Consider the following 23,957-nt stretch of genomic DNA (forward strand, 5'->3'; position numbering starts at 1 on the left):
ACTAAAATTTTTTTTATTTTAACCCTTGAAACTCATTTTCTTGTCCCCATATGGCATTCAGTGACATTGCAATTTGACTTTAAAGTTTAATTAATCAGGAGATAGAAGCATGAAAATTCGTCCTTTACACGATCGAGTTGTTGTTCGTCGTATGGAAGAGGAACGTACCACAGCTGGTGGTATTGTTATTCCAGATAGCGCCACTGAAAAACCAATGCGTGGTGAAATCATTGCTGTGGGTGTTGGTAAAATCCTAGACAACGGTGATGTTCGTGCGTTAGCAGTAAAAGTGGGTGATATTGTCCTGTTCGGCAAATACTCAGGTACCGAAGTGAAAATCGACGGTAAAGAACTAGTTGTGATGCGTGAAGACGACATCATGGGTGTAATTGAGAAGTAATCGTTTCATTAGGAGAGAGAGATAATGGCTAAAGAATTACGTTTTGGTGACGATGCGCGTTTACAAATGCTCGCTGGTGTTAATGCATTAGCTGATGCAGTGCAAGTAACTATGGGCCCACGTGGTCGTAATGTTGTATTAGAAAAAGCTTATGGTGCCCCAACTGTAACTAAAGACGGTGTATCTGTTGCTAAAGAAATCGAATTTGATCAACGCTTCATGAACATGGGCGCACAAATGGTTAAAGAAGTTGCTTCTAAAACTTCTGATACTGCTGGAGATGGTACTACTACAGCTACTGTATTGGCTCGTGCGATTGTAGTTGAAGGTTATAAAGCAATTGCTGCTGGCATGAATCCTATGGATCTGAAGCGCGGAATTGACAAAGCAGTTACAGCAATTACTAAAAAATTGCAAGCAATGTCTAAGCCTTGCAAAGACAACAAAGCAATTGCTCAAGTAGGAACTATTTCTGCTAACTCTGATGAAGCAATTGGCGCTATTATTGCGAGTGCAATGGATAAAGTAGGTAAAGAAGGTGTTATCACTGTTGAAGACGGTAACAGTCTTGAAAATGAATTATCTGTTGTTGAGGGAATGCAGTTTGATCGTGGTTATATTTCTCCATACTTCATCAACAATCAACAAAACATGACTTGTGAGCTTGAGCATCCATTCATTCTGTTGGTTGACAAGAAAATCTCCAGTATTCGTGACATGTTGTCTGTATTGGAAGGTGTTGCAAAATCAGGCCGTCCATTGTTGATCATTGCTGAAGATGTTGAAGGTGAAGCATTAGCAACTCTCGTTGTTAACAACATGCGTGGTATTGTTAAAGTATGTGCTGTTAAAGCTCCTGGCTTCGGTGATCGTCGTAAAGCAATGTTGCAAGACATCGCAATTCTGACTCATGGTGAAGTAATTTCTGAAGAAATTGGTAAGAGCTTAGAAGCTGCTACTTTAGAAGACTTAGGTACTGCAAAACGTATTGTAGTTACCAAAGAAAACACTACAATTATTGATGGTGAAGGTAAAGCTGCTGAAATCAATGCACGTATTGGTCAAATTCGCGCTCAAATCGAAGAAACTACTTCTGATTACGATCGTGAGAAATTACAAGAGCGTGTTGCTAAACTTTCTGGCGGTGTTGCAGTTATCAAAGTTGGTGCTGCTACTGAAGTAGAAATGAAAGAGAAAAAAGCTCGTGTTGAAGATGCATTACACGCTACTCGTGCTGCTGTAGAAGAAGGTATCGTAGCTGGTGGTGGTGTTGCTTTAATCCGTGCACAAAAAGCTCTGGATTCTTTAAAAGGCGACAATGACGATCAAAACATGGGTATCAACATCCTACGTCGTGCTATTGAAGCACCAATGCGCCAGATCGTATCAAACGCTGGTTATGAAGCTTCAGTAGTTGTAAACAAAGTGTCTGAAAACAAAGACAACTATGGTTTCAATGCTGCTACTGGTGATTTTGGTGACATGGTTGACATGGGTATTTTGGATCCAACTAAAGTAACTCGTATGGCATTACAAAATGCTGCTTCTGTAGCAAGTTTAATGCTGACTACTGAGTGTATGGTTGCTGATTTACCAAAGAAAGATGAAGCTGCTGCTGATATGGGTGGCATGGGTGGAATGGGTGGTATGGGAGGCATGGGCGGCATGATGTAAGCCCCTCTCTATCCCTATTTCTTTAAAAACCCGCCTTAATGGCGGGTTTTTTATTTGAAAATAATGGAATTTTTGCCGTGTATCATCCAAAATGATGAGGAATAATAAAGTCAGGAGTCATGATGGGAGCAATGATTAAAAAGTTAGAAGTAGTTTTAGCAGATACGTACGCATTGTATCTTAAAACTCAAAATTATCACTGGCATGTTAAGGGAGCGCAGTTTAAAAGTTTGCATGAATTATTTGAAATGCAATATACAGCATTGGCAGAAGCGATCGATGAAATTGCAGAACGAATTTTAATTCTTGGGCATAAAGCTCCTGCTACTTTTACCGCATTGAATCAATTAAAAACAATCAAAGACGGTGATTCCAATGTTGATGCGAATCATATGGTGAGTGAGCTTGCTCAAGATAATGGGAGTTTAGTTAAAGATTTAAACGCCGCGGTTAAACTCGCACAAGAACATGATGATGAAGGGACAATTGCGTTGCTTAGTGAGCGTATTGGGGCTCATGAAAAAGCACGCTGGATGTTGAACGCTTCTATTTCTTAACTTTGGTTTATACATCTCCTAACCTGGGTAAGCCCAGGTTATATCTGTTTACTTCTTCTTAATCATTTCTTTTTCGGCGCTTTTCTTCATGACAATGATGCTGATGCGTCTGTTTTCAGGACTGTATGGATCTTTTAGATTAAGAGGCACAGTTGATGAAAAACCAGATACACGAACGACTCTATCGGGATCCAAACCCGCCTTAACCAATGCACGACGGGCGGCATTGGCTCTTTGGGCCGATAATTCCCAGTTAGTGTATTCTAATTCATCAGGATTATGGTAAGGATGAGCATCGGTGTGCCCTTCAATGGTAATTTTATTGGGGACGTTCTTAAGTAGTTTTGCGATTTGGACAAAGACATGCTCCATGTCCGGATTAAGTTTGTCTGAACCTACATCAAACATCGGTTTATTTTGATTGTCGATTAATTGAATGCGCAATCCATTTTTTACTACTTCCATCATTAATTGATTTTTTAAACCAGCAAGAGAAGGATCTTCTTTAATACTTAAATTAATCTTGGACTTTAATTCTTCAAGTTTTTGGGTTTCATCTTCAGTTGATTGGATTACTTGAATGTCTTGGGCTTTTTTATTTGGAGCCGATGGGTGATCTGTTGTTGAAACTTGACCATTAGTGTCTTTTATTTGAGGTCCGCCGCCTTTAAGATTAATTTGTTGATTACCTACATTTTCTCCACCAAAAAAGGTGATTTTCATTGGTTGTTTAAAATACTCGGAGATCCCATCTTTTTGAGCTTTATTGAGAGAAGCAATCAACCACATTAGCAAGAAAAAGGCCATCATTGCGGTTACAAAATCAGCAAAAGCGATTTTCCATGATCCACCATGATGCTTATGCTGATTTTTCTTTATTTTTCGAATAATCGGGGTTGCGCCAGATTTTCCTTTATTGCTGTTGTCATTCATGTTGTAACCTCATTAACTCGGAGTGGGTTCCGCAGAAGAACCTTCTTCTGAGTTGGATGAGGATGCGCCCGGCTTGAAATTTTTGATTTCTTCATTGAGCTGGGTAAAGGAGGGACGTTGTGCGGAAAACAATACTTTGCGTCCAAATTCAACGGCAATAATAGGGGGGTTATTGTGTAAACTCGCCAAAATTGTAGCCTTTATGCATTGCAGCAATAATTGCTCCTGATTGGCGTGCTGTTCCATTGCTGAAGCTACAGGACCAACAAACCCATAGCCGATTAAAATACCCAAAAAGGTACCTACCAGGGCATGTGCAATGAGAACGCCTAATTCTGGTGGAGGTAGATTGATCGATTCCATGGTATGCACTACCCCAAGAACTGCCGCAACAATACCAAAGGCGGGCATGGCATCAGCGAGTTTGGATAAAGCATTAGCAGGAATCATTTCCTCCTCATGATGCGATTCAATTTCCATATCGATTAAAGCCTCCAGTTGAAAAGGTTGGAGGTTTGATGTGATGATTAATCTTAAGTAATCACAAATGAACTCAATAATATGGTGGTTTTTCATAATTGAAGGATAGGCATTGAAAATAGCGCTTTCTTTAGGGGCTTCAATATCCGTTTCTAAAGACATAAGTCCTTGTTGGCGTGCCTTATTTAGCAGCGTGTATAACAGACTTAATAGATTACTGGAAGTATCCTTAATGGATTTTTCCCCACGAAAAACCTTAGGTAGCGCTTTCAACAATGATTTTAATACCGAACCACTATTCCCAACAATCAAGGAGCCTATGGCCGCTCCACCTATAATAAGCAACTCAATGGGTTGAAAGACCGCAGCAAGGTGGCCTCCACCCAAAGCGAATCCCCCAAAAACACAGAGAAGTATGACAACATAGCCAATTAAAATTAACATTTTTAAACGATCTCCAAATTCCTTTTAAAACTTTGCATCGTCTTTATTTTAAATAATCGTGCACAACACGACCATAAGGTAATGTGAGATCCGTTAATAAATGTACCCCATTTACAATGCGCTTTACGGGCAAATTTGCTACAGGAGCTAATGCATGATGTTTCATTTCTAAAGAGGCTGGTCCATTCCAAGCACCTTTGATGATTACATTATCAAGATAATATTCAACCAGCTCACAAACTCGAACGCTGCCATCCACATGAGGAATTATCTTAAGTAAGTAATTAGGGGTAGCAAGTGATTCAGCTACTTTTTTTACATCAAGCGCTTCGTATTTATAACCCATAGTTGCTGTGGCAACTCTAATGGGTCCATATTCTAGAGTACCCAAGAAGGTTTCATGAACTACTTCCAGTTTGGGCTGAGCCAGCTTTTTAGGAAAGCCCCAAATTTCTCGTCCGCCCGCAATAGGAGGAAGATCATCTAAAAACATAGCATGCGTGTAATTTCCCTTTTTACCTTTATAGGATACTGGGATGACTTGACCTGATTCGGTATAGTCCCCAAATCCTGTTGAGTCTGGCATGCGAATAAATTCAAATTTGACTATTGGTTCTACTACTTCTAAGGGTTCAGGGACCACTTCGCGTAGTAACTCGATATCGGTTTCATAGGTAATTATTAAAAATTCCCTATTAATGAAACGGTAAGGGCCACGAGGATAACACGGACTGGTAAGTGGCATGGCAAATGCTTGTTTTACTACGTCTGCTTCATTCATTTTTCAGACTCCTCTTTTAAATGTTTATTTGGCGACATGTCGTATACAGCAATGCCCGTTGTACTAGGTATTTTTTTATGCCAAGGTGATTGTTTGACCGCTTTTTTTCCATCCGTATAGCCGTTTTTGATGCGCTCCATAATACTTTTCCTGGAGAACTCATAATCTTTTGAAGAAAACTCAGTTTCATCGTGCTCATACAAAAAGCGAACTAACGAAATTGTAGATTGATGACCTCGAGCCATACATAATTTAAGTTCTGGATTTCCTTTTTCCTCTTCAGGGATATATTGTGAAAGAACGTGAATGGTATTTTTTAATGCGTGAATTTGTTGATACATTTCCACAGCATGCGCAAAACGGCTGGAATACTCTATGTCTTTCCGACGTTTCATTACGGCATCCAATGACGTTGGATATAAGCCATAGGAGTCAAATAGATGAATTGCAAAACACAATAAATTATGAGGGCATCGATTAGCAGATAAGATGTAGGTTGCTGGCGAGTTACTTGAAATTCCACCATCCCAGTAATATTGCCCTTCAATTTCCACCGCTGGAAAACCAGGAGGCAATGCGCCGCTGGCCATGATATGTTCGGGGCCAATTTTTGTGTTTTGTGAATCAAAATAAACCATTTCGCCGGAGCAAATTTCAACAGCACCAATGCTTATGCGCGTCTCTTCAGAATTATTGAGTCGATCAAAATCGATAAACTGTTCTAGAGTCGACTTCAAATTTTTGGTGTCGTAAAAACTCAAGGTATCCGGTGCATCATAGTATCCCATGAGTAGTGGCGGGAAACGAGGTGTAAAAAATCCTGGCTGGCCAAAAAGTAATGCAGTTTGTGCTGAGAGAAAGTGTTCAATTTTGCGGCTTGCAACATCATCGGGAAGAAGCCTGCTCTCGATAAAAGAAGGGGTGGCTATGGTTTCCCAGAACTGATACATTTTTTCAACCCGTATATTAGGTGGATTGCCTGCAGCAATTGCCGCATTAATTGCTCCAATTGAGGTGCCTGCAAACCAGCTTGGATAGTAGCCTGCTTCGTCCAAAGCATGCAAAACACCTACTTGGTAGGCGCCTAAAGCGCCTCCACCTTGAAAACAACAAGCAACATGATGATGTGTTGCAGCTTTACTGTTTTTTGTTCGAGCCATAGGCCTTACTCCATGAACCATCCATGACTAACAATCAATGACTGACCTGTTAGAGCATTTGATTCAAAAGAAGCAAAAAATAACGCAGTCTGTGCTACGTCATCCGTGGTAGTGAATTCTCCATCCACTGTATCTTTAAGCATTACATTCTTAATAACTTGTTCTTCAGTAATTCCTAATTCTTTAGCTTGTTCGGGAATTTGTTTATCGACTAGTGGTGTACGTACGAATCCTGGGCAAATTACGTTCGCTCTCACGTTATGGGCTGCCCCTTCTTTGGCTACCACCTTACACAAACCAATTAAACCATGTTTTGCAGTCACATAAGGTGCTTTCAGTTTAGATGCTTCTTTAGAATGGACTGAGCCCATATAAATAACGCTTCCTCCCTTACGAGAGGCATACATATGTCTTAACGCAGCTCTAGTTGTTAAGAATGCTCCATCCAATTGAATTGATATGAGCTTTTTCCAATCAGAAAACGCCAGTTGCTCCACAGGACTGATGATTTGAATTCCTGCGTTGCTAACCATAATATCAACGCCACCAAAGTGTTTAGCAACATCATCTACGCCTTTATCCACTTGGTTTTCATCGGTGACATTCATGGCAACGGCCATAGCCTCCCCACCTTTAGATTTTATTTCTTCTGCTGCAAGATTGGCTTGATCCAGATTGAGATCTGCAATGGCAACTTTAGCTCCTTCTTTTGCATAGACTAAGGCGATTTCTTTACCTATGCCGCTGGCGGCACCTGTAATTATTGCTACTTTGTTTTTTAAGCGCATGATTACAATCCTTGTATTATTTTGAGTGAATGATCAAATATTTAGGCTTATTTTAAAAATTCTTTTAGAAGTATAGCAATGGAAATCTGATATTGCTTTATATTCCTAAGATTTTTGTTGTCATATAGAAAAATAGAAAAAAATTCATTTGAAACAGCTGTCTCAATGGTTTTTAAAGAACCATATTTTTTCTAATATGACTCCCTGTTAAAGAAGAGATAGATGAACTCATCGTACATGAGTAGGTGCGTTGTGCTCAATTTACTAATAACGTGCAGCTAAATTTGCCCATGACTTTGCTGGAGGTTTCGATTTCAGATGTTTAGCCAGATACTAGGTTATCTGATGTGGAAATTACACAAAATTAAACCTCTTAACCTCTTTTGGAGGTTAAGAGGGAACTTCATTTGTATTAGTAGTAATAAGGGCGATAGTATCGACCATAGTAGTATGCACGACGGTCTTGCTGTTGACCAATTGCATTACCTACAAGTGCTCCAGCCCCTGCGCCAATTACAGTTCCGACTGCGCTGCCTCCAGATACAGCATACCCTATACCTGCACCGGCAGCACCACCCGCGGCAGTACCTACTTGAGTATTAGTGCATCCCCCAAGCATAAAAGCTGATGCACCAACAAAAAATAAGGGAGCAATAATTTTTTTCATAGTGTAACTCCTTTTTATAGTTTTCAGGATTTCTGTAGTGATAGAGCACGATTCAATACAATAAATCCTAGTTGCTTCATCTTCACTATGATTTTAGTACAAAAAAAACATTTTATGTAGAATAAATGACCATAATTTGTGTTGCATATTATTTTTTAAATTTCTAATTTTACTCTTACCCACATTTTCCAGTAGTATTAGTAGTATGAAGAATAATAATACCAGAGGACTCTATGTTTAAAGGAAGCATTGTCGCTTTACTAACACCCATGAAGAATGATCAGATTGATGTCCCACGTTTACGAGAATTAGTCGAGTTTCATATTGAAATGGGGAGCCATGGTCTTGTTGCAGCCGGTTCTACCGGTGAATCAGGTACTTTATCACATGAAGAAAAACTACTCGTTATTAAAACAGTAGTTGATCAGGCGAAAGAACGAATTCCTGTTATTGCTGGTACTGGTATGAATGCAACCCGAGATTGTATTCAATTAACCCAGGAAGCTATGGAATGTGGTGCTCATGCAGCATTAATTATGACTCCTGCTTACATCAGACCGACGCAAGAAGGGCTATATTTACACTATAGTCAGATAGCCGAAGCGGCTGCTATGCCTATTATTTTATACAATGTGCCAACGAGAACAGCTTGTGATATGTTACCCGAAACAGTCGCCAGACTTGCGAAGATTTCTAATATTGTGGGAATAAAGGATGCTACGGGACAGATGACCCGTTTACAACAAATTTTGCGTCTTTCAGAAGGCAGTATTGATGTGTATAGTGGAGATGATTTTACTGCAGCATCCTGGATGTTGGCTGGAGCGAAGGGAAATATTTCAGCAGCAGCTAATGTGGTTCCGAAACTAATGGCTAAATTATGTGACTCGGCTTTAGATGGTGATCATGCAGCATGCTTACGTTTAAATGAACAATTAATGCCTTTGTATGACTTATTGTTTGTTGAAACGAACCCAATTGCAATAAAATGGGCAGCAAATAGAATGGGGTTAATGAACAATGAATTAAGATTGCCATTAACTCGTTTATCAAAAGAACATCATGAACCATTGGAAAAAATGATGAAGAGTTTGGAGTTGATTTAAGTGAAAAAGTTGGGTTTTATTTTTTTTGTAACACTTGTACTCTTTGGTTGTAGTCGTTATGCCAGTAATGGTGAACATCTTTACTTGAGTAGTCGTAATGGTCCCTCATTGGAAGTTCCGCCGCCATTAACGAGAGCAAATATTAGTAGTTTTTATGATTTGCCTGAGCAGAACCAGAATGCACGTGTAAGTATCGCACCACCTGTATCTTAAGGGGTTTATTATGACACCATCAGAATCGGCTGAGTTACTTATTGTACAGGAGTTATCGCAGCGTATTGTGGAAGCGCAACGTAAAATCAGGATTCTTGATAGTATTAAATGGGATGAATCCATAAGGAAGGAATTTTTTAAAAATAAAGGGAAAAAACTTCCAGCTATTGATAAAGAGTATTACGATAAAAAGCCTTTACCTTTTGATGTTCATGATAAACAAGAAGAATTCCGGATTATTTTACGTGATACTCAGAACCAACTGGGACAGTATTCCACTTTAACTCGTTTAATACGTCGTCAGTGTGAAGAATACAGTCGCGCTACGCAGATGCTTTCAAAACGAGGAACTCCTGCATTTTCAGAATTGGCAATGGAGTTGTATGGCAGTCCAAACGACGTATTCTATGCGGGCGGGCCACGTATGTCAGAGATGGGTACGTTACTCTTTGATGTCTTAACAGGTCTTAGTGTCCAATTACAGTCTGAAGCCGACGTAAAACGTTATACGCCCCAGCAGGCTCAAGAAATGCTACAAGCACGGTTAGGTCAATTTTTTGATAAACATCCGGGGAAGGTCACCGTCATGGTCAGTGATGATATGATTGCGGATGCTTCTGCGGGAGCAGACAGCATTAAATTGAGTCAACAAGCCATGTTTAGTGATCGCGATCTTCGTTATCTTGAAGTGCATGAAGGTTGGGTTCACGTTGGAACCACTTTAAATGGCTCCATGCAGCCCAATTGCTTTTTTCTTTCTAAAGGCTCTCCTTCTAGTAGCGTTATTCAGGAAGGTTTGGCGGTGATCACGGAGATTGTTACTTTTTCTTCATATCCTAGTCGTATGTTAAAGATTACTAATCGCGTGATTGCTTTGGATATGGTGACTCAAGGGGCTGATTTTCTCGATATTTATAATTATTTTATGGATTGTGGTTTAAGCGAAGAAGACAGTTACAATCAATCGGTACGTGTTTTCAGAGGAAGTACGCCTACAGGTGGTCCATTCACTAAAGATTTATCTTATGCTAAAGGCTTTGTATTGATTTACAACTACATCCGTTTTGCCATCAGCCGCAAGCATGTTGAGTCTATTCCCTTATTATTTACCGGAAAATTAGTGCTTGACGATTTGCCTTTACTTACTGAACTTAAAGAGCGTGGAATTTTAACCAATCCTGTTTATCTTCCGCCTCCATTCCAAGATTTGGCTGCGTTAAGTGCGTGGATGAGTTTTTCCTTGTATTTGAATCAATTTGATTTAAACGAGATTCAAAAGAATTTTCGCTTTTTGATCGTTTAGAACATGATCCTTGGCGGTCCATTGGAACCCGGACGGCTATGTCCGGGGGTGAGTATACTTCTATAAGAGAGTCTGGGTTACGGACTTTGCTTTCACCCAGGCTAAGACATTTATAATTAAGCCTTACACGCCACAGCCTCAATAAGCTCGATTGGTTCTTCTCTTTTGCGCTGATGTGAAAAGAAGCGAGCTTGACTGTAACTTAAATTAGGTTTCTCTTGTTCTTGTATTGTTTTTGAAAGTTCAGGGTATTCATCCAAAAGCAATCGAGCTTGTTCTTTGATGTATGAATCATTAGATTTATTAATCATATTGAAATAATAAGTCGCTGTTTGCAGATCCTTGGCATCATTTGAGTTTCCTAATATTTGTACCATAACCAGCATGGCATTAGTGCATTTCAAATTCGCAGCCTGGCGCATGGTTTGTTTGTACTCAGAAGATGTAGGTGGATAAATATGGGCTAAATGGTATAAAGCCATAGGGTTATCCCGAGCTAAAGCGATCATTTTAGGTAAATTTTGGATCACCGCTTGTTGTAAAACATGATCGTTAGGTGATTTATGTAATTGATTTACCAACGCAGCAAATTCATTACTAGAAGTTGTTGCCATATCCTACCCCCTAACCTTGACTACATTCCCTTGTAGGATAAAAGATCAAGGTTAAGGCAAGATTAAGGGGGGAGTGCTTTACGATTTTTTTACGTTTTCAAATGCTGCCCATCCTAAATGGAACAACATATGGGCCAATATTGCTGCAATAAGTCCCCATTGCCAAAATAAATATCCAAAAAGTAAGGACTGATAAAGGCTAAGGATAATCAGCGAGTAAATGAAACGTCGGTTAGAAGTACAGCCGGCAGCGATGTATGCAGGGATTTGGCTTACTACCAAAACCAAACCACTAATAAAAATTGAAATCCAAATGATCAAGGTAGGATATTGCTTTGTAAAGAGTAGTGCGAAAAATGTTGCAAGATTCATTAATCCCCATCGGCCAATGATTTCCTCTACGACACCGCCATAAAGAACACAACCATCCACACCAAGGGCAGTGCGTATACGAGTCATAATTTCCATGTTGTTCTTATCAACAATGCGTGCAATGAGACCGTAATAGAGAACTAAAAAAAATATAACTCCGAAAAAGGCATACAAAACAGTAGGTAGTAACATAGGAAGTAATACACTTACTGTTGCAGTACCCTGCAAAAGTGCTTCAAGCCTTGCATCATGTAAACCCGTCGTTGGAGATAACACGGCGCCTGCAAAACAGAGGACAAAGATCATAAATAAGGTTTGCAAAATGGCAAACCGACTCATTCTTTTCTTTAGTTCGTCAGAATTATCCGGTAATAAAAAATAAATTAAGCGTTTAATTGCAATGACTACGCCAGGAATGGATAAGCAGAATAAAACAATGATTAAAGGCCAATTGATTGTCATTTTTTATCCTTAAATAGTACTGAATAGAAAAAGCCATCCATACCTTGTTCTCCCGGTAAAATTTGTTGACCATGCCCTGTTGCGTGTCCCCATGCCCTAGGTTCTTTAATTATCGTACAGTCTGGATGGGTTGCAACAAAATTTGCGATTTGTTGCTCATTTTCAGCAGACATTACGGAACAAGTGGCATAAACAAGTACGCCACCTTTTGCGAGCAGGGGCCATAGGCAATTCAGCATGTTATGCTGAATTTTAGTTATGTTAACAATTTCCTCGTTATTACGTAATAACTTAATATCGGAGTGGCGTCGAATAACTCCTGTTGCAGAACAAGGAGCATCTAATAAAATACGATCAAAAAGTTGCCCATCCCACCACGTGGAGGGAGTTAATGCATCACCTTCAACTAAATTTGCATGCAAGTTGAGTCGATCTAAGTTTTGTTGAACTCGTTTCAATCGTTTAGGATCAACATCCAGAGCAATACATGCGGACAGATTCGGTTCCTTTTCTAGAATATGACAGGTTTTTCCTCCCGGAGCGCAGCAGGCATCGAGAAGACGTAACCCGGGTTTCAAAGACAGTAAAGAGGCTGCTAATTGCGCTGCACCGTCTTGAACGGAAACTCGCCCCTCTGTAAATCCTGGAAGTTGGTGCACATCGCAAGGTTTGCTTAAAGTAATTCCTTCAGGTGCTATAGGATGAGGTTCAGCAGCAATGCCCTCTTGATTTAAAAAGTGTAAGTATTCAGTAACTGAATTTTTTTGTACATTGACCCTTAAGGTCATGGGTGGGTGCATATCATTTGCTTGGGCGATTGCTTGCCAGTCATCAGGCCAATCTGCTTGCAAACGTTCCAGTAACCATTGCGGCTGGCCATGAATAAATCTGGGGTCATTGCTTAAACGCACCAGAATTTCTTTTTGTTGGCGACAGAAATTACGTAAAACAGCATTGACTAAACCCTTTGCCCAGGATTTTTTGATTTTTTCAAGTAAAGATACCGTTTCTTTGACTACAGCATAATCAGGTACCTGCATATAGTGCAATTGATAAAGGCCAATGAGTAATGCGACCCAAATTTCCAGTTCTTTAGGTTTTTTTTGTACTAAGCATTCCGCTATGGCTTGTAAACGAAAATAATGACGGCAAAACCCGAAGCAAATCTCTTTGGTCATGGGTGTGGCTTCGGCTGTTGAAGGCATAAGCTGTGATAAGGATGATTTCTCAGCTAATAACTGAGTTAAAATTTTTAAGGCGTGCAGTCGTTCATTCTTATTCATTAAACACAAATCCTGCATGTACTTGTGCTTTTGAAGAGTTTAACCAATCGGCAATGGAGATTACTTTAGCACCTGGAAGTTGGATTCGCTCTACAAGCAAACTTTGATTTCCAGTTGCGATTAACATTCCTTTTTTATCGATGCGAATGACAGTACCGGGTGCTTGTGAAAATGATTGGTCTACGACTTTGGCTTGATGAATACGCAACGTTTCTTCCCCAAGGGTTGTATAGGCGATTGGCCAAGGATTGAACGCACGAATTTTGCAGTCGATTTCTGTTGCTGAGTGCTGCCAATTGATACACGCATCTTCTTTGTTAATTTTGCTGGCGTAAGTGGCCAATTCATTATTTTGGATCTCGGGTTTTTCGGTGTGTGTCGCTAATTCATCTAGGGTTTGTAATAAAGGTTGCGCGGAGATCTGCGCCAATTTGTCATGCAATGTTTGCGCTGTCTCTGATGCAGTGATAGGGCAGGCAACCTTGTGAAGCATCGCACCTGTATCCATACCGACATCCATTTGCATAATCGTTACCCCAGATTCGTCATCGCCATGAAGCAGAACAGACTGAATGGGGGAGGCGCCACGCCAGCGAGGCAGCAAGGAAGCATGTACGTTAATACAACCTAAGCGCGGAATTTCCAGCACGGATTTAGGTAAAATTAATCCATAAGCAATTACTACTAAGACATCAGGCTTTAATGCAGCAAGCTCTGCAATGGCTTCAGGATTTTTGAAATTCAATGGCTGATAAACTGGGATATTCTGGTTTAAAGCCCACTCTTTGACTGCGGAAGCTTGCAGTTTTCTGCCCCGTCCAGCAGGACGGTCTGGTTGAGTATAAATTGCTTTAATATGATGTTTGGAATGTAACAATGCCTCAAGACAAGGCAAACCAAATTCTGGAGTTCCAGCAAAAACAATGTTCAATGTGCTCATGGTAACTACCTGTCAATCAAGGACCGTTCTTTAAGGGACGTATTTTAATGAAAAATCTTACAGAACCCTCAAGACCTTATCTACGTGCATGCTGGCGCTTGAATTTATCTAATTTCTTTCGTGCCATGGCTTTTTTCAATGGAGAAAGTAGATCAATAAACAGTTTGCCATTCATATGATCGATTTCATGCTGTAAACATTCTGCGAGTAAGCCTTCTGCTTCAATTTCAAAAGGTTTTCCATTTCGATCTAACGCCTTGACGGTAACTTTTTCTGCGCGAATCACGGTGTCGTAAGCACCAGGGACAGAAAGACAGCCTTCTTCAAATTTTTTTTCGCCTTCTGAGGCAATGATTTCAGGATTGATGATAACTAGTTGATTCTCTTTGTCTCCGATAATATCAATTACGGACAAACGCAAACTCACACCAATTTGAGGTGCTGCAAGTCCGACGCCTCGAGCATCATACATAGTTTCAAACATATCATCGATTAACGTTTGCAACTTATCATCAAAATGTGTAACGGGTTTTGCAACATCTCTTAATCGAGAGTCAGGTAAATATAGAATCGTATGAATAGCCATTGTTTATCTGGTTCTCTGTACAAAAATCATGTTAATATTATCCTTCATATATTGTAAGGCTGCAAGATATTCCAACAAAGGATTGACTCTAATGAGATTTATTCTTTTTATATTCTTTTTTCTCCTCTCTAATTTGAACTATGCACTAAGCTTAAAAGCAGATGCTCCAGCACGTTATGTGGTTCAACCAGGAGATACTTTATGGACTATAGCCAATCGCTATCTCAATAATCCCTGGGAATGGAAGGAGCTTTGGCATGCCAATCCCGGGATAAAAAATCCTAATCGTTTATACCCAGGAGCGGAGCTCGTTTTAGGCTTTTCTAAAACCAAACCCTACATTAAGGTAGTATCAAATGGGACAATAAAATTATCTCCCAATGTCCGTGCTTTGCCTTTAGATGATCCCATTCCTGCAATACTTTTAAGCGATATTAAGCCTTTTCTAAATGAATCGCTGATATTGGATCAGGACGCGGTCAGTAGAGCCCCTTATATTGTTGGATTGGTAGGGGAACACATGTTAGGTGGGCAAGGAGATGAGGTCTATGTTCGAGGATTACATCCATCACGAGAAATCCCCCCAGACGGTATTCCGTCGTATTCCATTTTTAGAGGGGGGAAAGATTATGTGGATCCAAAAACTAAGGAACTTTTAGGATATCGAGCTGATTTGATTGGTTATGCCGAGTTGATTGCAGGTGGTGAGCCTGCAACTATTTTATTAACCAGCATAAATGAAGGAGTGAGAATACAAGATAGTGTTCTGATTAATAATAGTCCTGAATTTAATTTGTTTTTTGAGCCTAAAGCACCTCTATTTCTCGTAAGGGGCTATATTATCGATATGCCAAATGGGATGCCTAGCGGAAATGTTGAGGAAGCTGCAGGTGGTGTGGCAGTGATTAGTTTGGGGGCCCGTGATGGATTGGAAGCCGGGGATGTTCTCGGTATCTATAGAGAAACAGGTACCGTCAATGACCCTAAAAATCCTCTGTTCCCTATTCTATTACCGCCTGAGCGTATTGGTGAGCTCATGGTGTTTCGGGTGTTTAGCAAAACCAGTTTTGCATTAATTGTTCGTTCAACACGCGTTGTTTACTTATTGAATTATGTGGCTAACCCATGAGTAATTTACCCTATTATCTTGCATTAAATCGAATGGAGCGAGTTGGGCCGCGCACCGTCGCCAAACTACAAACTCGTTGGCCTGACTTGCAGCACATGTTCCAGCTCTCAGCGATTGAACTCGAGCAAGCAGGCTTGCCGCAGGCTTTGGCGCATACTATTGCTCAGTTCGATATGAAGGTGATTGAAGAAGATTTGAGTTGGTTGCGTGCCGCAGATGATCATCATCTACTTACCTGGGACTCACCTGAATATCCTTCTTTATTGAAGGAAATTACGGATCCTCCCATTGTTTTATATGCTAAAGGACAGCTGGCTTGTTTAAATCAGCTTAAACTTGCGGTAGTAGGTAGTCGTAATCCGACTGTAACTGGAAGTGAAAACGCACGCCACTTTGCAAAAGCCATCGCCGCTCATGGAGTGACTATTGTGAGTGGTTTGGCCTTAGGTATTGATGCTCAAGCCCATCAAGGATGTTTAGAGGCCGGGGGGCAAACAATTGCGGTATTGGGTACAGGAATCGATCGAGTTTATCCTCATCGACATCGGGCTTTATCACAGAAAATTACTCAAAATGGTCTGTTAATGAGCGAATTTCCCTTGAAAAGTCCACCGATCGCTGGACATTTCCCCCGAAGAAATCGTATAATAAGTGGTTTATCATTGTGCATTTTGGTTGTTGAGTCAGCAATCAAGAGTGGATCATTAATCACAGCACGAATGGCCTTGGAACAAAATCGAGATGTTTTAGCGATTCCTGGCTCTATTCACAATCCTCTGGCTCGAGGGTGTCATTACCTGTTGCAGCAAGGAGCCAAATTAGTTACTTCAGTTGTCGATGTTCTTGAGGAGTTAGGGATTGATTTGGAACAGCAAACAGCTGATAAAGCTATTTTACCTCTTGCCAGCGGGAATAAAAACCTAGTAAAGTTCATTGGCTTTGAAATGACTACAGTGGATCAGATCATTTTACGTAGCGGATGCACCGTTGAGCAAGTCACTAGTGAGCTTGCAGAATTAGAATTAAATGGGGCTGTTGTATCTGTGCCCGGTGGCTATATGAGGTGTTAGTATATGAAAGATAACTTATTTGAGATGTTATTGAGTTTATTTGAACAAAGTCTTACTCAACTGAAAGAAAGCCATAAAACCGCTGGTCAAGATGCAACGGAACAACTAAATGAAGATGAGAACGTAACTTCTGAAGAACAAGTCTTACATTTGAAATTACAACAACACACATCAACTCGAGTCTTTACCTATGATGAGCAAATGAAACTGACTAAGGCCAGTTATCAATTTCTCATGCGTATGAAATTATGGAATGTTCTTAATACCGAATCATTTGAAATGATTATGAATCAATTACAATTTTCTGAATCTCGTATCGTAACTCTTCAAGAGACTAAATGGACTATAAGAAATGCTTTAGGGAGTTCTTTAAATGAAGAACAGTTGGCTTTTCTTGATTTAGTTCTTTATCAAACAGAAGATGAATTGACATTACATTAAAAGATCGTCTATTACCTATATTACTAGAAGTTGGTGATATTTCATTTTCAGCATCACTATTCCATGCTTGTTCTCAGGCGTGGGTATTTGGGTGCTTAGGGATGAAGTGAAAAGGATAAGGTTAACGTTATATGAGTAAACATTTGGTGATTGTTGAATCACCCGCAAAAGCGAAAACAATTCAAAAATATTTAGGCGGTGATTATGAGGTTGTGGCCTCTTATGGGCATGTGCGTGATCTACCTGCACGCAAGGGCTCCGTTAATCCCGAAAAACATTTTGCAATGACTTATGTTCCTATTGAAAAGAACGCACGTCATATCGAAACCATTGCCAAAATGCTCAAAAAGTCAGACTCTCTCTTGCTTGCAACGGACCCTGATCGTGAAGGCGAAGCCATTTCCTGGCATATTTTTGAATTAATGAAAGAAAAAAATCTCACAAAAGATAAACCCATTCACCGGATTTTTTTCAACGAAATTACTAAATCAGCAATTCAGGATGCAATAAATAACCCACGTTCCATTTCAATGGATTTAGTTAATGCTCAACAGGCACGACGTGCATTGGATTATTTGGTGGGATTTAATCTGTCTCCCCTATTATGGAAAAAAGTGAGAAGAGGACTTTCTGCGGGACGCGTGCAAAGCCCAGCACTACGACTTATAGTCGAGCGGGAAGAGGAAATCGAACGTTTTGTTGCTCAAGAATATTGGAAGATTTTAGCGGACTGCCTTCATAATAAAGTATCTTTTGAAGCACGTTTAACACATTACAAAAATGAAAAATTACAGCAATTTACGGTAACCAAAGAAGAACAGGCTCAAGAAATTAAAGAGAATCTGATTCGTCAAGCTCAAGGTCATTTACTCGTTACTCAAATTGAGAAAAAGCAGCGAAAACGTAAGCCTTCACCTCCGTTTATTACCTCGACCTTACAACAAGAAGCCGCACGAAAATTGGGTTTTACTGCGCGAAAGTCGATGATGGTTGCGCAACAATTGTATGAAGGGATAGATATTGGAACTGGGACTGTCGGTCTTATATCCTATATGCGTACCGATTCGGTGAATTTATCGACAGAAGCAATAGAGGAAACACGACAATTTATTACGGGACGTTATGGTGCCGATAATTGTCCTGAAAGCCCAAGAGTTTATAAAACCAAATCGAAAAATGCTCAAGAAGCACATGAGGCAATTCGTCCCACGTCGATTAAACGTACACCGGAAATGGTGCAATCGGCATTAACCGCAGATCAATACAAACTGTACAGTTTAATTTGGAAACGTACAGTAGCTTGCCAGATGGCCGATGCAATATTAGATACGGTTGCTGTTGATTTAAGTTGTGGCGAAGGCAATATGTTCCGCGCAAATGGTTCTACAATTACGTTTCCTGGCTTCCTCTCCGTGTACGAAGAAGGTCGGGATGATACTAAAGATGATGAAAATGAAGGTTCATTATTACCTGCATTGGCCGTTGGTGAAAAAGTCAAAGTACAAGACATATTAGCGAATCAACACTTTACTGAGCCTCCACCAAGATACTCTGAAGCAACTTTGGTTAAGGCACTGGAAGAATATGATATTGGACGACCGTCAACTTATGCATCCATCATTCATACATTGCAACAGCGTGAATACGTTGTTGTTGATAAGAAAAGATTTTTTCCAACAGATGTTGGTCGCATAGTAAATCGCTTTTTGACTGGTTATTTTACACGTTATGTAGACTATAAATTTACTGCTCAACTTGAAGATACCCTGGATGCTATCGCACGGGGTGAAAAAGAATGGATCCCGGTCTTAGAAGAATTTTGGCAGCCATTTGTCCAACAAATTCAAACGACTGATCAACAGGTACAGCGCAAAGATGTAACCTCTGAGGTTTTAGATGAAGAGTGTCCAAAATGTGGAAAACCTTTGTCAATAAGATTGGGCAAACGCGGACGCTTCATTGGCTGCACTGGCTATCCAGAGTGTGATTACACGCAAGATATGGCGGGTCAGGATAGTGAAAAAAATGAACCTGAAGTTGTTGAAGGAAGAGTGTGTCCGGCTTGTTCCAGTTCACTGCATATAAAAACAGGACGTTATGGTCGTTTTATTGGTTGTAGTAACTATCCTCAATGCAAGCACATGGAACCCATAGAAAAACCAGCGGATACAGGCGTGGAATGTCCTAAGTGTCATGAAGCAAAAATCTTACAGCGCAAATCAAGAAAAGGAAAGATTTTCTATTCGTGTGGAAATTATCCTAAATGCGATTATGCCTTATGGAATGAACCGATTAATCATCCATGCCCAAAATGTAGTTGGCCAATTTTGACGGTAAAAGAAAGCAAAAAATTTGGTCGACAAATTCTTTGTCCACAAGATGGATGTGGTTATTCTACCAAGGAAGAACTCGACGCAATTAAATAAGAAACGTTAAATCCTGGGGACGGTGTTTGCCGCACCCAGGGTATTAAATGTTTCGATCAATAAAAATCAATAGTAGTCGTAGTTACATCTAAAGGACCTACTGGATAAGAATAAACAGATACGGGTTGAACAACTGGTGCAACAGCAGGCGTAACAACACGTGTCACAGCCACAGGTCTATATGAAACTACCGGTCTATATCGAACTACGGGTTTGTATGTAACTGCTGATGTATATGCAATTGTCGGTGTGTATACCGGTGTATATGCGGTGGTACAACAACATCCTGCCATCAAAACAATACTTCCTAAAAGAATAATCCATTTCATTATGTAGCCCCCTTTAATGGATGCCTACGAAAAGTGTAGATTATTTAAACATTAATCTCAAGAATTGAACTATTAAGACCCTATAATCTCAGGATTGATGGAAGCTCTTTTCTCCTGCAAACGAAAGAGGGCACTTGATATAAGAAGTCCCCCTCTCCCGTACTGGGAGAGGGGCTAGGGGTGAGGGATATACCTTCATTGAATACAAACTCATTCTTCCTGTTCATTTTGAATCAGTATATACTCATCATCTTCTTCTTAGAAATAACTCAAACAGGATGTAGTGATGTTAGACAGGACCATTGTAGTTGATGAGCAATTTTTAAATCGAGTACAACAAGCAGATTTTCCAAAACCCAATAGTACGATGAGTCCGGAAACAGCGGAATTGGATAAGAAAACTGCTATAGAGCTCTTTGATTCGCAAATCAAATCACGCCTCCTTGATTTGATTGCCAGGCAGCTCAAGGAAAAAGGTTTATCTTTTTATACTATAGGCAGCAGCGGGCACGAAGGTAATGCAGTTTGGGGACAGGTTTTTCGTCCCGATGACATGGCTTTTTTGCACTATCGAAGCGGTGCTTTTTATTTACAGCGTGCCAAAAAAGTACAAACTACTGACGGCGTTAGAGATATTTTACTTTCTCTAGTCGCTGCATCAACTGATCCCATTTCAGGAGGGCGCCATAAAGTTTTTGGTAGTGTTCCTCTAAATATTCCGCCACAAACTTCTACTATTGCATCGCATTTACCCAAGGCTTTGGGTGCTGCATTATCGATTACGCGAGCAAAAGAACTACATATTCAAAGCAATTTAAATCCAGATTCTATCGTCATTTGTTCTTTTGGTGATGCATCAACAAACCATGCTTCGGCACAAGCAACTCTGAATGCTTGCTCATGGATTGCTCAACAAAATTATCCTGTACCCATTGTATTTATTTGTGAAGACAATGGAATAGGAATTTCAGTATCCACACCACCCCAGTGGATTGAGCGCTCTGTCAGTGCTCGACCGGGAATTCATTATATTGCTTGTGATGGCTTGAACATTGCGGATGCCTATGCGAGTGCACAAGAGGCAGAATACTTGGCGAGGGTAAAAAAACAACCTGTTTTTTTACACATGCGTTGCGTGCGTTTATTAGGCCATGCCGGGTCTGATATTGAATCACAATATTGTACGCAAGCTGAAATTGAAGCCCGAGAAGCTCAAGATCCTTTATTACATACGGCCGGTCTTTTATATCGGGAAGGGTGGATGAGTATTCAAGACATACTAAGCCTTTATCAAAATAATAAAGATTTAATTGAAGCCAAGGCTGTGGATGTCATCAGGCAGCCCAAGCTCTCCAGTGCTGAAGCCGTAATGTCTTCATTAATTCCCAATGGACCTAAGAAACCACCATTCCCTTTGCCCAGTGAAGAACAGCGCGCAGAAGTCTTTGCTAATGCATTTTCACAATTAGCTCAAAAACGAAATTTATGTCAGCAGATTAATTTTGCTTTGACTGATTTAATGCTGCAATATCCTAATATGCTAGTGTTCGGGGAAGATGTAGGCAAGAAGGGCGGTGTTTATCGAGTGACTGCTGATTTACAGGCTCGTTTTGGACAACGCCGAGTCTTTGATACGATTTTAGATGAAACCACAATTTTAGGAACTGCAATTGGCATGGCGCACAATGGATTTATTCCAGTGCCCGAAATTCAGTTTTTGGCTTATTTGCATAACGCAGAAGACCAACTCCGTGGCGAAGCCTCCACGCTATCCTTCTTTTCCAGCGGCCAATATCAAAACCCCATGGTATTGCGGATTGCCTCATTAGCTTATCAGAAGGGATTTGGTGGTCATTTCCATAATGATAATTCTATTGCTGTGTTACGCGATTTGCCTGGAGTGATTGTCGCTTGTCCTTCAAATGGTCCAGATGCAGCAAAAATGTTGCGAACATGCATGCGGCTGGCTTATGAAGAGGGAAGGGTAGTCGTCTTTTTAGAACCTATTGCTTTATATATGACCAAGGACTTACATGAGCCAGGTGATAATGGATGGCTATTTAATTACCCAGCCCCCGATGCACAGATTGAGCCGGGAGAGGTAGGTGTTTTTGGGGAAGGGCCCACAGTAATCTTAACCTATGCCAATGGGTATTATTTATCACGGCAAGCGGCAAAGGTGCTGAAAGAAGAACACAATATTCCTGTGAAAATCGTGGACTTACGTTGGCTTAGTCCCTTACCGGTCGAAGCAATTTTGAAAGAAATAGCCAAAGCGAAACAGGTATTAATTGTTGATGAAGGCAGACAAAGCGGCTCAGTAAGTGAGGGATTGATGACCATGTTGTTGGAGGAAGCCTCATCCAGGTTAAAAATCAAGCGAATTACCGGTAAAGATTGCTTTATTCCTTTGGGTAATGCTTGGCAATATTTGTTACCCAGTAAAGAAAGTATTATTGAAGCGGTAATTGCGTTACAGTCAGATAAAAGGGAGAAAGAAAGTGGACGACTTGTTGTTTCTTGATGAACAATTGAACGGTGATGAGCGCATGATACGTGATAGTGTCGCGCGTTTTGTCACCAATGATGTAATGCCTTTAATGGTAGAATCTTTTGAACATGCGCAATTTCCTCGTGAGCTCATTAGAAAATCAGCAGAAATGGGATTATTAGGTTTGACCTTGCCCGCTGAATATGGTGGCGCTGAGGCCTCTTACGTTGCTTATGGCTTGGTGTGTCAGGAATTAGAACGCGGTGATAGTGGCTTACGCAGCTTTGTTTCGGTACAAAGTTCCTTATGCATGTTTCCTATTTTTCGTTTTGGTACTGAAGAGCAACGAGTGCGCTTTTTACCCGGAATGGCTACAGGTGAGATCATTGGTTGTTTTGGTTTGACTGAGCCTGATTTCGGCTCCGATCCCTCGGGCATGAGAACCACTGCCAAGAAAGTAAAAGGTGGATGGACTCTAAATGGTGCCAAAATGTGGATAACCAACGCACCCATTGCCGATATTGCTATTGTTTGGGCAAAAACCGATGAAGGTATTCGTGGATTTATTGTTGATACTAAATCTGAAGGATTTAGATGTCCTGAAATCAAATTAAAGATGTCATTACGCGCTTCAATCACCGGCGAATTGGTGTTTGATAATGTTTTTGTCCCTGATGAAAATTATCTTCCTGGCAGTGAGAAAGGTTTAGGTGCTCCTTTAAGTTGCTTAAGTCAGGCACGGTATGGAATTGCATGGGGTGCTATGGGCGCGGCAATGGCTTGTTTTGATATTACTCGCGACTATCTGTTAGAGCGTAAACAATTTAACAAGCCGTTGGCATCGTTTCAGCTTATTCAAAAAGATCTGGCAGATATGTATACTGAAATTCTTAAGGCACAATGTCTTAATTTACAGATAGGCCGAATAAAAGATAATCATCGTGAAAATCCCGTGATGATTTCCCTGGCTAAAGGGAATGCATGCCGTGAAGCATTAAACATCGCACGAAAATGCAGGAATTTATTAGGAGCAAATGGAATCAGTCTTGAATATCATGTGATTCGTCACATGCTTAACTTAGAATCAGTCTTTACGTACGAGGGTACGGATAATGTTCATACTCTAGTACTAGGAAAACATATTACAGGCATTAATGCTTTTGCTTAAACCAAGCACTAAACGGTTAAGCATCACGATCAATGACTTTAATTGTAACCCGGAAACTCAATCCGGGTTACATTCTCGTTCACCAACTACACGTCATTGGCATCGGTAGAGTTTAACAGGAGTTCCTTCTACAAATGGAA

Annotated in this window: 24 protein-coding genes; 12 read left to right on the forward strand and 12 right to left on the reverse strand. The window is 40.4% G+C overall.

Annotated elements, in window-relative coordinates; genetic code table 11:
* Window positions 1–109: 109 nt before the first annotated feature.
* From groES to ACWTEW_RS03030, 3 genes are all read left to right on the forward strand, one after another.
* Window positions 110–400 (forward strand): co-chaperone GroES, encoded by a 291-nt coding sequence (gene groES / locus ACWTEW_RS03020; RefSeq protein ID WP_454780283.1) that lies wholly within the window; start codon window positions 110–112, stop codon window positions 398–400.
* Window positions 401–424: 24 nt separating this feature from the next.
* A complete protein-coding gene (groL, locus tag ACWTEW_RS03025) occupies window positions 425–2,074 on the forward strand; it encodes a chaperonin GroEL (protein ID WP_454780284.1) in 1,650 nt (549 codons plus the stop codon).
* A 122-nt stretch (window positions 2,075–2,196) separates the two neighbouring features.
* Entirely contained in the window at window positions 2,197–2,631 is a 435-nt protein-coding gene (locus ACWTEW_RS03030; RefSeq protein ID WP_454780724.1) for a Dps family protein, read from the forward strand.
* A 48-nt stretch (window positions 2,632–2,679) separates the two neighbouring features.
* On the opposite strand, the gene motB is transcribed toward ACWTEW_RS03030, so the two are convergent.
* The 6 genes from motB to ACWTEW_RS03060 form a co-directional block, all read right to left on the reverse strand.
* Entirely contained in the window at window positions 2,680–3,564 is an 885-nt protein-coding gene (gene motB, locus ACWTEW_RS03035; protein WP_454780285.1) for a flagellar motor protein MotB, read from the reverse strand.
* Between the two features lie 12 nt (window positions 3,565–3,576).
* Window positions 3,577–4,488, reverse strand: a complete 912-nt coding sequence (gene motA / locus ACWTEW_RS03040; protein ID WP_454780286.1) for a flagellar motor stator protein MotA — start codon at window positions 4,486–4,488, stop codon at window positions 3,577–3,579.
* A 43-nt stretch (window positions 4,489–4,531) separates the two neighbouring features.
* Window positions 4,532–5,269 carry an acetoacetate decarboxylase gene (locus tag ACWTEW_RS03045; RefSeq protein ID WP_454780287.1) on the reverse strand — a complete coding sequence of 246 codons (738 nt, stop codon included), beginning with the start codon at window positions 5,267–5,269 and terminating at the stop codon, window positions 4,532–4,534.
* A complete protein-coding gene (locus ACWTEW_RS03050; protein WP_454780288.1) occupies window positions 5,266–6,429 on the reverse strand; it encodes a patatin-like phospholipase family protein in 1,164 nt (387 codons plus the stop codon). The genes ACWTEW_RS03045 and ACWTEW_RS03050 overlap by 4 nt, the downstream gene beginning before the upstream one ends.
* Window positions 6,430–6,434: 5 nt before the next feature.
* The gene (locus ACWTEW_RS03055; RefSeq protein ID WP_454780289.1) at window positions 6,435–7,217 is read right to left on the reverse strand and encodes a 3-hydroxybutyrate dehydrogenase; all 783 of its coding nucleotides are present in this window, start codon (window positions 7,215–7,217) and stop codon (window positions 6,435–6,437) included.
* Between the two features lie 412 nt (window positions 7,218–7,629).
* Entirely contained in the window at window positions 7,630–7,884 is a 255-nt protein-coding gene (locus tag ACWTEW_RS03060) for a glycine zipper domain-containing protein (protein ID WP_454780290.1), read from the reverse strand.
* Window positions 7,885–8,117: 233 nt separating this feature from the next.
* On the opposite strand from ACWTEW_RS03060, the gene dapA reads away from it, so the two are divergent.
* Genes dapA through ACWTEW_RS03075 form a run of 3 tightly spaced genes read left to right on the forward strand, consistent with a single transcriptional unit; the run spans window position 8,118 to window position 10,506 of the window.
* Window positions 8,118–8,990 (forward strand): 4-hydroxy-tetrahydrodipicolinate synthase, encoded by an 873-nt coding sequence (dapA, locus tag ACWTEW_RS03065; protein ID WP_454780291.1) that lies wholly within the window; start codon window positions 8,118–8,120, stop codon window positions 8,988–8,990.
* Entirely contained in the window at window positions 8,991–9,203 is a 213-nt protein-coding gene (locus tag ACWTEW_RS03070; protein WP_454780292.1) for a hypothetical protein, read from the forward strand. It abuts the gene before it with no gap.
* Between the two features lie 10 nt (window positions 9,204–9,213).
* Window positions 9,214–10,506, forward strand: a complete 1,293-nt coding sequence (locus ACWTEW_RS03075; RefSeq protein WP_454780293.1) for a flavohemoglobin expression-modulating QEGLA motif protein — start codon at window positions 9,214–9,216, stop codon at window positions 10,504–10,506.
* 116 nt (window positions 10,507–10,622) lie between these two features.
* Here ACWTEW_RS03075 and ACWTEW_RS03080 read toward each other — a convergent pair whose 3' ends face one another.
* The 5 genes from ACWTEW_RS03080 to def form a co-directional block, all read right to left on the reverse strand.
* Window positions 10,623–11,120 (reverse strand): hypothetical protein, encoded by a 498-nt coding sequence (locus ACWTEW_RS03080; protein ID WP_454780294.1) that lies wholly within the window; start codon window positions 11,118–11,120, stop codon window positions 10,623–10,625.
* A 78-nt stretch (window positions 11,121–11,198) separates the two neighbouring features.
* Window positions 11,199–11,954: a CPBP family intramembrane glutamate endopeptidase gene (locus tag ACWTEW_RS03085; protein WP_454780295.1), complete on the reverse strand. Its 756-nt coding sequence runs from the start codon at window positions 11,952–11,954 to the stop codon at window positions 11,199–11,201.
* Complete coding sequence (rsmB, locus tag ACWTEW_RS03090) at window positions 11,951–13,237, reverse strand: 16S rRNA (cytosine(967)-C(5))-methyltransferase RsmB (RefSeq protein WP_454780296.1); 1,287 nt, start codon at window positions 13,235–13,237, stop codon at window positions 11,951–11,953. Before rsmB ends, ACWTEW_RS03085 begins: the two co-directional genes overlap by 4 nt.
* Window positions 13,230–14,177: a methionyl-tRNA formyltransferase gene (fmt, locus tag ACWTEW_RS03095; protein WP_454780297.1), complete on the reverse strand. Its 948-nt coding sequence runs from the start codon at window positions 14,175–14,177 to the stop codon at window positions 13,230–13,232. The genes rsmB and fmt overlap by 8 nt, the downstream gene beginning before the upstream one ends.
* 76 nt (window positions 14,178–14,253) lie before the next feature.
* Window positions 14,254–14,763 (reverse strand): peptide deformylase, encoded by a 510-nt coding sequence (gene def, locus ACWTEW_RS03100; protein ID WP_454780298.1) that lies wholly within the window; start codon window positions 14,761–14,763, stop codon window positions 14,254–14,256.
* A 91-nt stretch (window positions 14,764–14,854) separates the two neighbouring features.
* On the opposite strand from def, the gene ACWTEW_RS03105 reads away from it, so the two are divergent.
* The 4 genes from ACWTEW_RS03105 to topA all read left to right on the forward strand — a co-directional run bounded on the left by ACWTEW_RS03105 (window position 14,855) and on the right by topA (window position 19,829).
* Window positions 14,855–15,892, forward strand: coding sequence for a LysM peptidoglycan-binding domain-containing protein (locus ACWTEW_RS03105; RefSeq protein ID WP_454780299.1), 1,038 nt, complete (start codon window positions 14,855–14,857; stop codon window positions 15,890–15,892).
* Entirely contained in the window at window positions 15,889–16,962 is a 1,074-nt protein-coding gene (gene dprA / locus ACWTEW_RS03110; protein WP_454780300.1) for a DNA-processing protein DprA, read from the forward strand. Before ACWTEW_RS03105 ends, dprA begins: the two co-directional genes overlap by 4 nt.
* A gap of 3 nt (window positions 16,963–16,965) precedes the next feature.
* Window positions 16,966–17,403, forward strand: a complete 438-nt coding sequence (locus ACWTEW_RS03115) for a DUF494 family protein (RefSeq protein ID WP_454780301.1) — start codon at window positions 16,966–16,968, stop codon at window positions 17,401–17,403.
* 131 nt (window positions 17,404–17,534) lie between these two features.
* Entirely contained in the window at window positions 17,535–19,829 is a 2,295-nt protein-coding gene (gene topA / locus ACWTEW_RS03120; RefSeq protein WP_454780302.1) for a type I DNA topoisomerase, read from the forward strand.
* Between the two features lie 56 nt (window positions 19,830–19,885).
* Here topA and ACWTEW_RS03125 read toward each other — a convergent pair whose 3' ends face one another.
* Window positions 19,886–20,158 (reverse strand): hypothetical protein, encoded by a 273-nt coding sequence (locus ACWTEW_RS03125; protein ID WP_454780303.1) that lies wholly within the window; start codon window positions 20,156–20,158, stop codon window positions 19,886–19,888.
* 286 nt (window positions 20,159–20,444) lie between these two features.
* Between ACWTEW_RS03125 and ACWTEW_RS03130 the strand changes: the two genes are divergently transcribed.
* Window positions 20,445–22,682 (forward strand): dehydrogenase E1 component subunit alpha/beta, encoded by a 2,238-nt coding sequence (locus ACWTEW_RS03130; RefSeq protein WP_454780304.1) that lies wholly within the window; start codon window positions 20,445–20,447, stop codon window positions 22,680–22,682.
* Window positions 22,660–23,817 (forward strand): acyl-CoA dehydrogenase family protein, encoded by a 1,158-nt coding sequence (locus tag ACWTEW_RS03135; protein ID WP_454780305.1) that lies wholly within the window; start codon window positions 22,660–22,662, stop codon window positions 23,815–23,817. Before ACWTEW_RS03130 ends, ACWTEW_RS03135 begins: the two co-directional genes overlap by 23 nt.
* Window positions 23,818–23,957: the final 140 nt, after the last annotated feature.

The sequence above is a fragment of the Legionella stuttgartensis genome (genome assembly GCF_977063405.2).

What these genes read in the sequence shown, in the direction of transcription:
- ACWTEW_RS03060 (WP_454780290.1), bottom strand. Translation starts at nt 7,884, where the DNA reads ATGAAAAAAATTATTGCTCCCTTATTTTTTGTTGGTGCATCAGCTTTT.
- motA (WP_454780286.1), bottom strand. Translation starts at nt 4,488, where the DNA reads ATGTTAATTTTAATTGGCTATGTTGTCATACTTCTCTGTGTTTTTGGG.
- ACWTEW_RS03045 (WP_454780287.1), bottom strand. Translation starts at nt 5,269, where the DNA reads ATGAATGAAGCAGACGTAGTAAAACAAGCATTTGCCATGCCACTTACC.
- groES (WP_454780283.1), top strand. Translation starts at nt 110, where the DNA reads ATGAAAATTCGTCCTTTACACGATCGAGTTGTTGTTCGTCGTATGGAA.
- groL (WP_454780284.1), top strand. Translation starts at nt 425, where the DNA reads ATGGCTAAAGAATTACGTTTTGGTGACGATGCGCGTTTACAAATGCTC.
- ACWTEW_RS03050 (WP_454780288.1), bottom strand. Translation starts at nt 6,429, where the DNA reads ATGGCTCGAACAAAAAACAGTAAAGCTGCAACACATCATCATGTTGCT.
- ACWTEW_RS03130 (WP_454780304.1), top strand. Translation starts at nt 20,445, where the DNA reads ATGTTAGACAGGACCATTGTAGTTGATGAGCAATTTTTAAATCGAGTA.
- dapA (WP_454780291.1), top strand. Translation starts at nt 8,118, where the DNA reads ATGTTTAAAGGAAGCATTGTCGCTTTACTAACACCCATGAAGAATGAT.
- ACWTEW_RS03125 (WP_454780303.1), bottom strand. Translation starts at nt 20,158, where the DNA reads ATGAAATGGATTATTCTTTTAGGAAGTATTGTTTTGATGGCAGGATGT.
- ACWTEW_RS03085 (WP_454780295.1), bottom strand. Translation starts at nt 11,954, where the DNA reads ATGACAATCAATTGGCCTTTAATCATTGTTTTATTCTGCTTATCCATT.
- ACWTEW_RS03055 (WP_454780289.1), bottom strand. Translation starts at nt 7,217, where the DNA reads ATGCGCTTAAAAAACAAAGTAGCAATAATTACAGGTGCCGCCAGCGGC.
- fmt (WP_454780297.1), bottom strand. Translation starts at nt 14,177, where the DNA reads ATGAGCACATTGAACATTGTTTTTGCTGGAACTCCAGAATTTGGTTTG.
- rsmB (WP_454780296.1), bottom strand. Translation starts at nt 13,237, where the DNA reads ATGAATAAGAATGAACGACTGCACGCCTTAAAAATTTTAACTCAGTTA.
- def (WP_454780298.1), bottom strand. Translation starts at nt 14,763, where the DNA reads ATGGCTATTCATACGATTCTATATTTACCTGACTCTCGATTAAGAGAT.
- motB (WP_454780285.1), bottom strand. Translation starts at nt 3,564, where the DNA reads ATGAATGACAACAGCAATAAAGGAAAATCTGGCGCAACCCCGATTATT.
- dprA (WP_454780300.1), top strand. Translation starts at nt 15,889, where the DNA reads ATGAGTAATTTACCCTATTATCTTGCATTAAATCGAATGGAGCGAGTT.
- topA (WP_454780302.1), top strand. Translation starts at nt 17,535, where the DNA reads ATGAGTAAACATTTGGTGATTGTTGAATCACCCGCAAAAGCGAAAACA.
- ACWTEW_RS03030 (WP_454780724.1), top strand. Translation starts at nt 2,197, where the DNA reads ATGGGAGCAATGATTAAAAAGTTAGAAGTAGTTTTAGCAGATACGTAC.
- ACWTEW_RS03115 (WP_454780301.1), top strand. Translation starts at nt 16,966, where the DNA reads ATGAAAGATAACTTATTTGAGATGTTATTGAGTTTATTTGAACAAAGT.
- ACWTEW_RS03080 (WP_454780294.1), bottom strand. Translation starts at nt 11,120, where the DNA reads ATGGCAACAACTTCTAGTAATGAATTTGCTGCGTTGGTAAATCAATTA.
- ACWTEW_RS03105 (WP_454780299.1), top strand. Translation starts at nt 14,855, where the DNA reads ATGAGATTTATTCTTTTTATATTCTTTTTTCTCCTCTCTAATTTGAAC.
- ACWTEW_RS03075 (WP_454780293.1), top strand. Translation starts at nt 9,214, where the DNA reads ATGACACCATCAGAATCGGCTGAGTTACTTATTGTACAGGAGTTATCG.